At 63.3% G+C, this 311-nt stretch carries 1 protein-coding gene; it reads left to right on the top strand.

Translation table 11 applies throughout. The annotated features are described in order from the left end of the window. Positions 1-93 precede the first annotated feature (93 nt). A partial coding sequence (locus HMPREF2791_RS11580) for an HAD family hydrolase (protein WP_371335894.1) occupies positions 94-311 on the top strand: 218 nt, incomplete at its 3' end.

Below are 311 nucleotides of genomic sequence, written 5' to 3'. Positions count from 1 at the left end.
GCCATCTCCGGGTTCAGAGAATTCAGGGCCTTGGGGCGGTCGAGGGTGATCACCCCGGTCGCGCCGCGTACTTCGGTCTTCACAAACTCAGTCATGCCGCCCAGTGTTCCACATCACACCGGTATGGTGTGGGCAATGCAGACGCCACGACTGATCGCACTCGACATGGACGGCACCCTCCTCACCCCGGAAGGCCAGGTACCTGAGCGCTTTTGGCAGCTTTACGACGACGCCACCGCCCAGTCCGTCACCATCACCCCCGCCTCCGGCCGCCAACTGGCAACACTGCAACGCATGTTCCCCGCATGCGA

The organism is Corynebacterium sp. HMSC034A01, from assembly GCF_001838175.1.
Classification (GTDB): Bacteria; Actinomycetota; Actinomycetes; order Mycobacteriales; family Mycobacteriaceae; genus Corynebacterium.
The sequence above is the reverse complement of the archived record's forward strand: the minus strand, read 5'-3'. Positions and strand labels throughout refer to the sequence as shown.